We start from the raw sequence: 12,527 nt of genomic DNA, 5'->3' as shown, positions 1-12,527 counted from the left end.
TCGACCTGCCCGAGGAATCGGCGCAGCGGCTGGACGCGCGGCGGTCAGGCGAGAATCGTCCCGACAGGCTGCGAGTCATCTATCTGGGCCGACTCGACCAACAGAAAGGGCTGGAACGACTTATCAGCATCGTCGATTCCTCGCACTCGGAATCGCTGCCCATCGACTGGCGCCTGATCGGCAAGCAGGTCATGACTCATGGGGAGATGCGCCTGCCTTCGCGCATAACCAAGATGATCGAACCGCCGATCACCACCCCGGAAGGCCTGGCCGAGGCCCTGGAATGGGCGGATATTTTTGTCCTACCATCCTATTACGAGGGCTTACCGCTGACCATCCTCGAGGCGATGCGGTCCGGTGTCGTGCCCATCGCGACCGACGCGGGCGCGGTCTCCGAGGTGGTGCAGAGCTGGCAGAACGGCGTCGTCCTGTCACAGAGCGACACCGTCGACGAGGCCATCGCCGCGCTGCGGCACCTCTGCTTCGATCCCGATCTTCTACACAAGCTTGCGCATCAGGCGAGGCTTGATATGCGGGGGCGCGACTGGGACGGCGCGGTGCGACCGGTGATCGAGCGGCTGGAGACGATGCTTGCGACCGGCGAGAAGAAGACCTGAGGAATAAATACCATGAATGAAGAACGTTACCCGTCCCTCTACGCGCCGAAGGATGGCTATGTGTTCGTCGTGACCTATGGCCGCTCGGGGTCGACGCTGACGCAGAGTTTACTAAACTCTATTCCTGGATATTGCATCCGAGGAGAAAATGGCAATCTTCTTTATCATTTCTCTAGAGCTGCGGCTGTGGTGTCTAACTGGGACAATTTCACTTGGAGACAAGATGAAATCTTGAAGCCTATTGACCAGAGAAGAAAAGAGATTGCTGACACCTTTGCGACCCCCAAGGATCCTTGGTATGGAGCAGAAAACGTCAATACTGATGAGTTCTCAAGGGCGATGATGGATCTCTTTGTAAGAGAGGTTCTTCATATTCCGGAACAAACACGAGTCGCGGGATTCAAAGAAATCAGGTTCCACGAAGACAGAAATTTCTTCCATAGCTATCTGGAAACAATCAAAAAATACTTCCCAAATTCGCGATTCATATTCCAGACAAGGGACTATAGCTCAGTGTCACAATCGGGGTGGTGGAAAAGTAGAAACAAGTCTGATGTTAAGGCCATGGTTGAAGCAGCCGATCAGCTATATAAAAATTTTTCAGAAAATAACCCAAGTATATGCTATACAATAGAGTATGAAAGATATTCGGAGGGAACGAAATACACAAGGGAGTTATTTGATTTTCTTCGAGAGTCACCTGATATGGATAAAGTATCGGAAATACTTCGTGAAAAGCTCATACATTGCCCGCCCGAACATTATACTTAGAGAGCTTTCGTCCATTTTGGAAAGCTAAAAACAACACATAACTAATGGACTTCAGTATGCACACGGCGCATTCGATAATTAATGATATTATTCCGTCGCCCGCCGCCAGAATTGGATTCGTAGGGAATCCTGCTTATAGGGCCGAAGGCGCCAACGACAACACCGGAAACTTTCTTCACGGTTTTGCAGCACGCTATATTGTGGGGGAGCACAGAAATGTGGATGCGTATATGGATTCTGTCACTGACGAAATCGCTGAAAAGCTAAAGTCAGAGCTCACTCATATAGCCTTTGTTGCGGCCAATAATATACGAGTTGGCGACAGAACTAGCCTAATCTCCTCTCAAAAAAAGCTTGCAGATGCATTCGAGAAGCTTCAACTGCCCATAATAGTATTTGGTTTAGGGGCACAAGCGCCCATAGGGCAATCAATTTCCGAATCTTTTGTCGCCCCTGAAACAAAAAGATTGCTTTCGGTCATCTCTCACCATGCACCCAAAATTGCTGTTCGAGGCGAGTTTACTGCGGACCTCTGCAAGCACCTCGGAATAGACAATGTTGAAGTTATTGGCTGCCAATCATGCTTTATTAGCCGAAGATCGGAATTTCGTCTTCCGGAACTAATGAACCCTCCAAGAATCGAAAAAACCGTTGTCAACGTTACATATCCAGAGCCGGAAATTAAGCTGATAAAGGAAGCGTTAGCATCAAACTCTACCTTCATAGGTCAGACAGAACGGTTCGAATACGAAATTGCCAAGATTGAACGCCTAGAGAGTGTCGAAGACATTCCTTCAGAAATACTTTCCCTGATAAGGCCTGGCTTGATGAGGGCATTTACGTCAAGTCGAATTGATTTCAAGAGCTACCATGAGTGGATAAAGAAATCCTTCCATCAGTTCTATTCGATGCCGCCTTGGTTTGAAAAATTTAAGGAAGGATATGATGCCTGCATTGGAACTAGGTTTCACGGCAACATGGCCGCTATGCAGGCGGGTGTTCCCTCTCTTTGGATCGTGCATGACAGCCGCACACAAGAATTTTGTGACCATCTCGGTCTGCCACAGGCACCGCTCAAGGCGGTGCAGGATGGAATGCCTATTGCAGAACTGTTTGATCGTCATTACGAAACCAAGACCTTCGCGCGGAAATATCCGCAGAACTATGCGCGCTTCTACGACTATCTGACCGAGCATGACGTGCCGCACAAACTCGCCGCGCCGGTGGCAAACTGAAGCCCGACCATATGGCCGCAGCGGAAGCAGCATCTCCCGCCTGCCTTCGGAAGATCCATGCCCTTCATCCAGCATAACGGCAAACGTGTCCTCTTCATCCATATCCCGAAGGCCGGGGGCACCTCGGTTGAGACTTGGATGAAGGGCATCGCGCCGCTGCGGCTGTTCTCAATGGGGATCCCCCATGCCAGCCGCTGCACGCCGCAGCACTATCGCGCCCAGGATATCCGGGCGCTGCTGGGCGAGGGGTTCTTCGACCTAGCCGTGACCGTCGTGCGCAACCCCTATGACCGGATCGCCAGCGAATACCGGATGCGCGCAGAGCTTGCCAAGGAAAGCTTCTGGAAGGGGCTGCCCGCCTTCTCACCCTGGATCGAAGAGAACCTGGACCGCCAGCAGCGCGACAGGTTCCACCTAGACAACCACCTGCGCCCGCAATGGGAGTTCCTGGGCAATAACGTCGAGGTATTCCGGCTGGAGGACGGCCTGGCCGCGCCGCTGGCGCGCATCGCCGATATCCTTGGCGTGGCGCCCCCCGATACGCCCCCGCACGAACTGCGCAGCGCGTCTCAGAAGATCGTCTGGGACGTGGCCGACCGGATCCGCGTCCAAACGCATTATGCCAAAGATTTCGAGCGGTTCGGCTATCCGCTCTGACTGCCGGGAAATCATTATGCGGGCAAATCTCAGCCGTCGGCATCCCGGTCTCCTGTTCTTTGATCATCCCGATAATCTGCGCCTCGGTGAAACGGCTCTTTCGCATTCGTCTGCTCCTTCAGGGTTGAGCAGACTCTACATCATGGTGCGGGACTTCGTGGGGGGCAGGTCACTTATTCACACCGAAACGGGAAACAACTTGCACTGAAAAGCAATAGAGTGGTCAGTGGTGCTATTCCTATGGTCTAATATATTTTTTTAAACTCTTCCTATTTTTCTGCAGTAGCTTAAAAACAGACTCTCAATATTGGCGACATCACGGGCCACGCCGCGTTCATCCAAAAAACGACGGAAGTTCGTGGCGATCAGAATATTGTCCATATTGCAGCCCGCCTGCTGTTTCAGATCAAGCCAACGTGGGCTATAGCCGATTCCCCCGGTTTCTGGAAAAACCGCTGGCAGGGTCTCGACAGTACCCTCCTGCCGCGCTTTTCGACCTACCTTTGGCCGTGCCAGCTCTTGCTTGGCGTCCGTCGGGTCCGCCTTCAGCTTCCATGAGATTTCCACGCTGGTCACGGTGCGACCGGTCTTGCGGGGGGTCGCTTTCAGCTTCAGGCGGGAAAGCTGATTGATTTCCGCAATGGCTGGCTGAAGGGCGCGACGATTAAGGTCTGCGAACCGATCCAGCTTGCCCCCTTCCACACCAAACAATGCTCGCAGTTCCGGTACGGTAAAGCTCTTTCTGTCGATCCGGTCCAGATTGGCCAGCGAGGCGATGTGCTGGAACAGCAGGATCGAGTATTTCGAGGACAGGGCAAAGACCGTCTGGCGGTCGAGGATCGCCCAGTGGTTCGATTCAGCGGCGATGCGGCGGAAGGTTCGCCCGAACCACCATTTAACCACCAGCGTGTCCACAACCTCCTGCCGGTAATCGAGGCGGATTTCATCCATGAAGCCGCCAATGATCTCTTCCTGGGCCTCGGTATCGTCATAAACCATGACAGCGGCGCGGAGCTGGGTGAACAGGGTGCGCAAGCTGGCCCGGTCATGGTTGCGCATTCCCTCGATGTGCTTGAGGTCGGCCATGCGCATTTCGTGTTGGACCTCCTCGGCCATCCGCCCCCCCGCTTTGGCAATGAGCAGATGCATCAACTTCAGAGCCTGCGCCGAGGGCGGGTTCTCGATGTAGATGCCACGCGCCACTTCAACGGGCAGCACAGTCTTGGTTGGGTCATAGGCCCTGTCTGCGGCCACTTGGATCGTCTTCGCCATAGGTGACATTTATTAGTGACGAAATGCCACCAGTCAACGCGCAAATCAGTCCCCATATGTCACTTATCAGTCCCCATATGTCACTTGACGGTCCCCATATGTCACCGATAACCGCGCAAGCAGTTGTTTTAACAAATACATTTAGCCCTAGAACTATAGAACATTAGAACAAGAAGGGCTGCGCCCATTTTTCTTTTCAGATTTTAGGCAGCTGAAGGCCAGAGTCGGGCCGTGTGAATGAGAGTCAGGACCCAGACAGTGTCCTGATTTACAGCGTAGACCAACCGGTAGCTGGGATGAGGGATCAGCTCGCGGGTGTCGGGTCTTTGTCCCGGTTTCCCCATGAAGGGATGATGTGCGAGACGGGCTGCTGCTTCTCCAAATAGCTGGTCCATATGAATGGCAGCTGATGGGCTATCAGCTGCAATGAAATCCATGATGTCGGCGCGGTCCTGTTCGGCTTCAGGTGTCCAGATAACGATCACGCAGAGCCTTCCATGAGCTTTGCTCGTTTGGCCGCGAAATCGGCTTCTACAGCCCCGTGGCTGCGCCCTTGGCCGTTCAGCATTGAAGTACGGGCCTTGTCCACTTTACGGGCAAGATACTCGCTGTAAGCCCGCTCATGGCGGCGCTGCTCGATGTAGTTGCGCATCAGCTCGCGGACGACCTGTGATGCCGGACGGTCAGCGGCTGCGGCTTCGGCCATGAAACTGTCTCGCAGATCGGATTCCAGCTTCATCGTGAATACGGCTTTGGTGGGCATGGCTCATCCTCTCCGGTACTAACGTAGTATATACTACGTTAGTACGTTAATTCCAGCCAGAATAGGGGCTTCGTCTGGTCCCTATCCTGATGTTCCATCCCTTGCAAATTATCTCTTTCGCCAGCATACTCTCGTGGCCACGACAAGGGCGCTATCACTTTCCTTGTCTTGGCTCCTCGCGGCTGGTGAGGGTGCAAGCTACCCCCTTCAAACCCCCATTCCGCCCAGAGGGCGGACGGGGCCAGCCCCGAACCCCGGCAGGGGAATGCTTCCCCTGCACCCTGCTTTTGCGGAGAGCTAATGTCTGACGATGCCGCCGATAGTCCGATCTGGATCAAGCTTCGAGCATCGAACACAGAACGTGCCCGATGGCAGAAGCTGGCGGCAGAGCATGGTGTATCCCTATCCGAACTTATCCGTTCGCGCCTGGACGGAACGCGGCGACGGCCCCGGCGTGAACCGCCGCCAGTCTCGCCAGATCTTTTGCGCGAGTTGGCCCGGATCGGAAACAATCTGAACCAGCTTGCTCGTGCCGCGAACCGGCGTGAGCCGGTAACAGCGATGGCCTTGCTAGCAAAATTGATTGAAATCGACCGGGAACTGGCGGCGCTGCGGGTCGCACATCAGCGTCGGGATTCGCCATTGACCGCTGATGGTGACGGGGACGGCTGATGCTGATCAAATTTACCACTGGAGGGCGCGGGGGCGGTGGAACGGTCGCGGCCTATCTTTTGGACCATGAGCGTGAAGGGAGGGAGGCAGCCGCTCCGGAGGTTCTGCGGGGCGATATGGTCCGTACGGCCGAGCTGATCGACAGCATCGCACGGAACTGGACTTATACGCATGGGGTGCTGTCCTTTGCGCCGGAAGATGCTCCGACTGATGAGCAACAGCGCGCCGCGATGGATCAGTTCGAAGCATTTGCCTTCGCCGGCCTCGACCCCGAACAATATGACATCACCTGGGTGCGCCATCAGCACACCAGTGGTGGACGGGTAGAGCTGCATTTCGTGACGCCTCGTATGGAGCTGACCAGCGGACGGGCGTTGAATATCGCGCCACCCGGCTGGGAGCGTAGTTTTTCGAAGCTACGGGATGCACTGAACTTAACCCATGGCTGGGCGCGGCCAGACGATCCGGCACGGGCGCGGGATCTGGGATTTGAAAAACCTGTGGAATGGCAGCGGGACGGCTTCCGGATCAAAGAAGGCCGAGAAGCCGTCCATGCCTATGTCACCGCCTTGGTCGAGCGGGGAACGGTGCGGGACCGTCACAGCATGGTTCAGGCGCTCATGGAGGCCGGTCTAGGCGTTACAAGGCAGGGCAAGGACTATCTGACCGTTCAGGATGCTGAAACCGGCGACAGGTTACGGCTGAAAGGGCGCATCTACGAGAAGGACTGGAGCTATGAGCAAGAGCTTGGCCGAGCGGCTACAAGAGAAGCTGGAGAGCCAGACGAGCGAGATCGCGTCCTTGACCGACAACGAGCTGAAGAAGCTGTCAGCGCATGTTCAGTCGAGCGTGACCGCCGAGCTGAACGACATCAGAACCACTATCCAGCAACACACCAGCGGGATAGTGGACGATCTGCCGCCGCTGAAGTGGATCGTGTTAGGGACATGGGCGGCACTGATCGTGAGCTTGATCCTGACCAGCTTCTTGCTTTGGCGATCGACACAGCCCCCTCCGCCGCCAATAGTCCCCGAACCGTTCGAGACCTTCCAGAGCGAGGGGCAGAACTATCTGCTGATCCCGAACGAAGCCCAGCCCGCAGAATGCCAGGACAGCAGCGGAGCCAAGAGGCTGTGTCTGCGCCTGCCGATGGAGAATTGACCGATGGACCAGCTCACGATTTTCGAACGCAGTTTGCTCGAACAGTTCAGGAAATTGGTCAGCGAATTCGATCAGTCACAGAACGCGTCCGAGGAGCTGTCCGGGAAGCTGGTAGACTGGTCGCAAGCTATCTCGAAACGGCAAAGAGAGATCGAGACGCGGCTGCGACAGATCGAGAGCACTCAGCAGCGGCTGACCGCAGCCTTGGAGACGCAGAACGCCTCAACGTCGAGCTTGGTCGAGCAGGTGAACAGGCTCTTAAGCGCGCTCAAGAGCTAGAACACGCCCATAGGCGAGAACGTGATAGGGTCTGGGACTATGGGTTGTAATTTGTCCCGCAAAATCGCCGGTCACTTCCTGTCGTTGTGGGTGCGCTCGATCTCGGCCAACATGGCGCGACGCAAGATCGCGTTCATCCGGGTCTGGTAGCCTTTTCCCTGTGACTTGAGCCATGCCAGCACATCAGAATCGACCCGGACCGTGGTTGAGGTCTTGGTGGGCTTGTAGAACGGGTTACGAACGGCGCTTTTCCAGAAGGCGCTGTCCAGCGGTGGGATATCGCTGGTGTCGGTATGTTCCTCCGGAAGCGCCTTCAGTGCCTTGATTTCGGCCTTCTGCGCGTCGGTCAAAGGCGGCAGGTTGCGCAGATCGACCTCATAGCGAACGGTTTTGCTCATAGCGTTTCCTTTCTTTCGGGTCGGCTCGACGTGCCGAGATGATACGGATCACTTCCACGCCGTCCTCGTCGTCCCAGACGGTGTGCGCTACCAGCAGCAGCAGATATCCCTCCACGAGACCCAGCGTCTGCCAGCGGTATTCCCCGCCCTCGATGCGGTCCTGTTCGACCAGCGCGAATGGGTCTGCAAAGGCGCGGGCAGCGACCGGAAAACTCACACGGTGCTTTCGAAGGTTGCTGTCAGCCTTCTCCGGATCCCATTCGAATCTTATCTTCATTCGTCAATATTACTACATTAATGTAGTAACACAATGAGCGCAGATCAATCCGCCTGCCCGGCATCGTTCTGGGACTATGGGTTGTATGGCCTGTAAGGGGCGTTACCCTTACACTGTAAGGGGATGTTAAGATGTGAAAGGGCTGGTTGTTACCCCATGAAATTGTCTGCATCACAGGCAGCGCAGGCTGTTGGGAAAAGCGTTCCCACGATCACACGTGCCATAAAATCTGGGAAATTAAGTGCAGAGCGCCTGTCGCAAGGGAGATATGCCATAGACCCAGCCGAATTGCACCGGGTTTGGCCCGCCTTAACACGTAACGGTAACACGTTAGACAACATGTTAGGAGATGAAACCCCTCGTGAAACCAGCTTGTTAGAGGCTGAAGTTCTGGCCTTGCACGCAAAGATCGCCGCTCTTGAGGCCGAGCGTGATCGTGAGCGCAGTCAGCTATCAGAAACCATTGATGACCTGCGCCGCCGCCTTGATGCCGAGAGCACCGAACGGCGGGCATTAACCGCGCAGATCACAGATCAGCGGGACAAAAGCGCCCGACGACCCCGGGGCATCCGGGCGTGGCTGTCAAAGAATAGTAGTTAAGTTCCAGGCTCGTTGCATTTCAAAACGACCTGCAGGCCTGTTCATTAGGGGTTGCTTTGTGCTGCGAAAAGTCCAGAGAGAAGAGAGTAAAAAAACCCCAAGTTGTTTAGTTCAAATGTTACTCCCCCGTTTATTTCAGGCCACCACCATAGATGCGTTGCTCATGAAACATCAGCTCAAGCCCCCTTTCTCCCTTGACCGGGAAAGCGCTGCCTCCAGCCTGCGCGTCGCCTCGTCCTCCGCCTTGCTGGTCGCTTCCGCAGACATGGCCGAGGCCCGCAGCCTCGCCCTTCCCGTGACGCTCATCGAGGTGTCCGGGTCGCAGGACGGGATCACCTTCCGGCCCGACGCGGGAACTGACGCGGGAACTGGGGGGACTGACCTGGCGCTCGCCCAGGTCATGCTGGTGGCGATCGGCTGTCTGCCGCTGTCCAGCCGGGGCCGCGACGAGCTGGCCCGGATGGGTGCCTTCTGGGAGGAGCGGACAGGCGGTCCCGCGCCCCAATCCCTGGCGGTCCGGGGCGAAGACCTGCCGGCGCGCCGCCTGGCGGTGCTGGAATGGCTGGTTCTGCAGATGTCGGACGAACGGCAGGCCGCCGCGGTCCGGTCGACGCGGCTGAGGCGGGAACTCGGGCTTCTGCGCCGGCAGCATGAGGAAACCCAGGCGGGGTTTCGCGACCTAGAGATGTTCCTCTATCGTAATGTCTCGCAGAAACGGATGCTGGACATCACCCTGTCGCCCATTACCGGCCAGTTGCCGCTGACCTTGCGCGGCGGGGCGCAACTGGTTCAGCGCCTGCCCGGCGCCAGTGCCGGGCTCAGCGACATCTCCATCCATGTCGCCAACGAGACGCCGCCCGCCGACGGCATTCTCCATGCTAGCCTGTCCAGCCTGGAGGGCGGCGATACGCTGGCGATCTGGGAAGTGCCGGCGAACACGCTCCGCCATGGCTGGCTGCGCCTGTCGCTGGGACGCGCCCTGGGGCCCGACGCGATGACGCTGGTCCTGTCGGTCAGCTATCAGGGCAGCGGCACCGTCAAGCTGTCCAATTCGGTCCAGCATCCCGAGCAGCGCTTCTGGGCGCAAATGGGCGATCATTCCACGCCCAACGTGCCGGCGCTGCAGATCTGGCGTTGGATCGCGGGCGCCAGCGCGCCCCTGGCGGCCACGGCGATCCTGCCGGTCGGCGGCAAGAACCGCCTGCGCCGGGTTCTGGGCGAGACCCTCACCACCGCCCGGGACATGAATGATTCCAATCATATGCTGCGGCTTCAGCCGAATACCTCGGCGCTGTTGGTGCATGTGCTGGAGGACCGCTTGGCGGGCGCGATCCTGTCGGGTGTCGCCTTGCCCGGGGCGCGCCATGTCTATGCCGATGTGCGCACCTATCACGCCGATGCCCCGCCCATCGAATACCAGATCGCCTTGGCGCCGCATTCGGCCCATCGCCCCCATGACGGCGAGGTTCCCACCTTCAGGCCGCAATTCGCCTCGGGCTGGGTCCGCCTTGCCCCGCAGGAGGACGGACAGGTCCACCTGATCCTGCCGGAACCGCTGGATCAGCCCTGCGACGTCTACATGCTGACCCGTCTGCCCAAGGGGGGGGTGAACAATCACTTCGGCTGGTCGACCTTTGCAAACCTCACCCTGCAATACTGACCGGGAACCGGACATGCCTGATACCCAGTTGCTGACGCTTGCCGGCGATACGCTGCGCGCGGATAGCCCGCGCATTGCGGTCGTCGTACCCATCTTCCGCCACTCTGTCCTGCTGTCTGAGGCGATCGACAGCGTGCTGGAGCAGCGCGCGCCCTTTTCCATCGCCATCGTCCTGGTCAATGACGGCTGCCCGCATCGCGAGACCGAGCAGGTCTGCCGCGAGTATGCGATGGCCTATCCCGACCGCATCACCTATCTGCGCAAGCCCAATGGCGGGCTCAGCGACGCCCGCAATCACGGCATCCGCCATGCCCTGACGACTTGGCCCGGCGTCGAGGCAATCTACATGCTGGATGCCGACAACCGCCTGCGGCCCGATGCCCTGGGCAATGCCATGGCGGCCCTGGAAGCGGATCAGCAGATCGGCTGGATCTATCCCAATATCGACATGTTCGGCCTGCAATGGGCCGGCGATTACGGCGGCGATTATTCCCTGCTGATCCATACCGTGATGAATGTCTGCGAGGCGGGCAGCCTGATCCGGCGCGCGGTGTTCGATGCCGGCGTCTTCTTCGACACCGCGTTCAAATCCGGCTTCGAGGACTGGGATTTTTTCCTCACCGCCGCCGAGGCCGGTTTCCGCGGCAGGAACATCGACAATTTCGGCTTCCTCTACCGCAAGCGCGCCGAATCCATGTTGGCCGATTCAGAGCGCGACGCTGAGGCCATCCGCAGCGTGATGCGGCAGAAGCACAGGAAGCTGTTCGGCCCGCGGGGCCTGCTGACGCTGGAGCAACGGGAAGCCCCGCGCTATGCGATCTATCTCAGCGACCGCGACGAAGTCCTGCTGACCACCGATCCCGACCTGGGCCACGAACGCTGCGTGCCGGCCGCCGAATACGAGGATCTGTGGTGGCGGACCCAAACCGACAACTCGCATCACCATGCCCCGCCGCTGCTGGTCATGACCCATTCCAGCGTCCTGGAACAGCTTCGCCAGGCCAAGCTGCTGCACGGCCTGCTGTGGACCATGGAACGGCGGCTGGCGCAGAAGCCCTTCGTCGCCCTAGAACTGCAATCCCACGAAAGCGAGCGGATCACCTGGACCGAGGAAGACGTCCAGGGCAAGCGCGAGCTGGACGCCGCACTTCTCATGATCCGCCCGCAGCTGCTGAACGAGATCGTCCGCGACACCTCGATCGCCTGGGCCTCGGGCATCGCCTCGCGGCCCTGCAGCCTGCCTTCGCTGGTCCTCGGTTTCGGCCTCTGCGAGCAGTTCTTCAGCAATGACGTGCCGCCCTACCGCTCTGCCACGCATGACTTCATCGCCTTCGCCTCGCGGCTGCGCGCCTCGCCGATGCGCCAGGCGCTGACAGATAAATGGGACTGGCGGGATCCTGGCATTCCTTGGCGCGCACGCACGCATGAGATCGCGCGCGTCCCCACTTTGGCCGAAGCGGCCTATCCGCGGGTGCATCGCGATGGCCGCGACGTGGGTTTCGTGCTGCCGCTGGTCGAATTCGGCGGCGTGGAACGGGTCGCCCTCAATACCGCCCGGGCGATGAAGCGCACCGGTTGGCGACCGCACCTATTCGTCATCGACGCAAAGAACTGCCAGTTCAGCGCGGAATGGCACGAGACCTTCGATAGCGTCACCTTCCTGGCCGACGATAGTTTTACCCCTTGGGGCTCGGCCTGCTCCAGCTATCTGGGCACGGACGTTCCCGACTGGTCGCGTTGGGGCGACCAGAGAAACGCCACGGCGATGCTGGCCTGGCTCGACCTCGTCATCAACTTCCACGGCGGCGCCATCTCAGGGCTGATGGGCCAGCTGAAGCGCTTGGGAGTCAAGACGGCGCTGTCCCTGCACCTGACCGATCACAGTCCGTTCAAGCGGCTGGTCGGAAATACCTATCTCGGCCTTGCCTTCGAACATGCCTATGACCTGTTCCTGCCCTGCTCGGGGCAATTGGCGGACTGGTGCCACGCCATGGGTGTACCCGAAGAAAAGGTCATCCCGCTGCTGAATGCGCCCAGCTTCGACCTGCCCGAGGAATCGGCGCAGCGGCTGGACGCGCGGCGGTCAGGCGAGAATCGTCCCGACAGGCTGCGAGTCATCTATCTGGGCCGACTCGACCAACAGAAAGGGCTGGAACGACTTATCA

The 12,527-nt window shown here is 58.3% G+C and carries 14 protein-coding genes and 1 pseudogene; 9 read left to right on the top strand and 6 right to left on the bottom strand.

Annotation, left to right across the window (positions count from 1 at the left end; all coding sequences use genetic code 11):
• From ACFQDM_RS06810 to ACFQDM_RS06795, 4 genes are all read left to right on the top strand, one after another.
• Positions 1-617: glycosyltransferase family 4 protein (locus ACFQDM_RS06810; protein ID WP_377377182.1), on the top strand; the 617-nt coding region annotated here is incomplete at its 5' end.
• Between the two features lie 12 nt (positions 618-629).
• Positions 630-1,388 carry a sulfotransferase gene (locus ACFQDM_RS06805; protein ID WP_377377179.1) on the top strand — a complete coding sequence of 253 codons (759 nt, stop codon included), beginning with the start codon at positions 630-632 and terminating at the stop codon, positions 1,386-1,388.
• Positions 1,389-1,444: 56 nt separating this feature from the next.
• Positions 1,445-2,623 carry a polysaccharide pyruvyl transferase family protein gene (locus ACFQDM_RS06800; protein ID WP_377377177.1) on the top strand — a complete coding sequence of 393 codons (1,179 nt, stop codon included), beginning with the start codon at positions 1,445-1,447 and terminating at the stop codon, positions 2,621-2,623.
• 57 nt (positions 2,624-2,680) lie between these two features.
• Positions 2,681-3,280 carry a sulfotransferase family 2 domain-containing protein gene (locus ACFQDM_RS06795; RefSeq protein WP_377377174.1) on the top strand — a complete coding sequence of 200 codons (600 nt, stop codon included), beginning with the start codon at positions 2,681-2,683 and terminating at the stop codon, positions 3,278-3,280.
• 22 nt (positions 3,281-3,302) lie between these two features.
• On the opposite strand, the pseudogene ACFQDM_RS06790 reads toward ACFQDM_RS06795, so the two are convergent.
• The 4 genes and pseudogenes from ACFQDM_RS06790 to ACFQDM_RS06775 all read right to left on the bottom strand — a co-directional run.
• Positions 3,303-3,386, bottom strand: a pseudogene (locus ACFQDM_RS06790) (transposase); the annotation flags it as partial.
• A 152-nt stretch (positions 3,387-3,538) separates the two neighbouring features.
• Positions 3,539-4,552 carry a replication initiation protein gene (locus tag ACFQDM_RS06785; RefSeq protein ID WP_377377172.1) on the bottom strand — a complete coding sequence of 338 codons (1,014 nt, stop codon included), beginning with the start codon at positions 4,550-4,552 and terminating at the stop codon, positions 3,539-3,541.
• A gap of 203 nt (positions 4,553-4,755) precedes the next feature.
• Positions 4,756-5,037 carry a type II toxin-antitoxin system RelE/ParE family toxin gene (locus ACFQDM_RS06780; RefSeq protein WP_377377169.1) on the bottom strand — a complete coding sequence of 94 codons (282 nt, stop codon included), beginning with the start codon at positions 5,035-5,037 and terminating at the stop codon, positions 4,756-4,758.
• Positions 5,034-5,315, bottom strand: coding sequence for an antitoxin of toxin-antitoxin stability system (locus ACFQDM_RS06775; RefSeq protein ID WP_377377167.1), 282 nt, complete (start codon positions 5,313-5,315; stop codon positions 5,034-5,036). Before ACFQDM_RS06775 ends, ACFQDM_RS06780 begins: the two co-directional genes overlap by 4 nt.
• Before the next feature lie 300 nt (positions 5,316-5,615).
• Between ACFQDM_RS06775 and ACFQDM_RS06770 the strand changes: the two genes are divergently transcribed.
• A complete protein-coding gene (locus ACFQDM_RS06770; protein WP_377377164.1) occupies positions 5,616-5,987 on the top strand; it encodes a MobC family plasmid mobilization relaxosome protein in 372 nt (123 codons plus the stop codon).
• Entirely contained in the window at positions 5,987-7,477 is a 1,491-nt protein-coding gene (locus ACFQDM_RS06765) for a relaxase/mobilization nuclease domain-containing protein (RefSeq protein ID WP_377377161.1), read from the top strand. The genes ACFQDM_RS06770 and ACFQDM_RS06765 overlap by 1 nt, the downstream gene beginning before the upstream one ends.
• Before the next feature lie 21 nt (positions 7,478-7,498).
• Here the strand turns inward: ACFQDM_RS06765 and ACFQDM_RS06760 are convergent, their stop codons facing one another.
• Together ACFQDM_RS06760 and ACFQDM_RS06755 are read right to left on the bottom strand one after the other, a co-directional pair.
• On the bottom strand, positions 7,499-7,825 hold the full coding sequence (locus tag ACFQDM_RS06760) for a BrnA antitoxin family protein (protein ID WP_377377158.1): 327 nt from the start codon (positions 7,823-7,825) through the stop codon (positions 7,499-7,501).
• Positions 7,803-8,102 (bottom strand): BrnT family toxin, encoded by a 300-nt coding sequence (locus ACFQDM_RS06755; protein ID WP_377377156.1) that lies wholly within the window; start codon positions 8,100-8,102, stop codon positions 7,803-7,805. The genes ACFQDM_RS06760 and ACFQDM_RS06755 overlap by 23 nt, the downstream gene beginning before the upstream one ends.
• Before the next feature lie 156 nt (positions 8,103-8,258).
• On the opposite strand from ACFQDM_RS06755, the gene ACFQDM_RS06750 reads away from it, so the two are divergent.
• From ACFQDM_RS06750 to ACFQDM_RS06740, 3 genes are all read left to right on the top strand, one after another.
• A complete protein-coding gene (locus tag ACFQDM_RS06750; RefSeq protein WP_377377154.1) occupies positions 8,259-8,702 on the top strand; it encodes a hypothetical protein in 444 nt (147 codons plus the stop codon).
• Between the two features lie 163 nt (positions 8,703-8,865).
• Positions 8,866-10,362: a DUF6212 domain-containing protein gene (locus tag ACFQDM_RS06745; RefSeq protein ID WP_377377153.1), complete on the top strand. Its 1,497-nt coding sequence runs from the start codon at positions 8,866-8,868 to the stop codon at positions 10,360-10,362.
• Positions 10,363-10,375: 13 nt separating this feature from the next.
• The coding region (locus ACFQDM_RS06740; RefSeq protein WP_377377151.1) for a glycosyltransferase at positions 10,376-12,527 on the top strand (2,152 nt) is incomplete at its 3' end.

This window comes from Ponticaulis profundi (assembly GCF_042659465.1).
Classification (GTDB): domain Bacteria; phylum Pseudomonadota; class Alphaproteobacteria; order Caulobacterales; family Hyphomonadaceae; genus Ponticaulis; species Ponticaulis profundi.
This window is presented reverse-complemented; position numbering and strand designations above follow the sequence as displayed.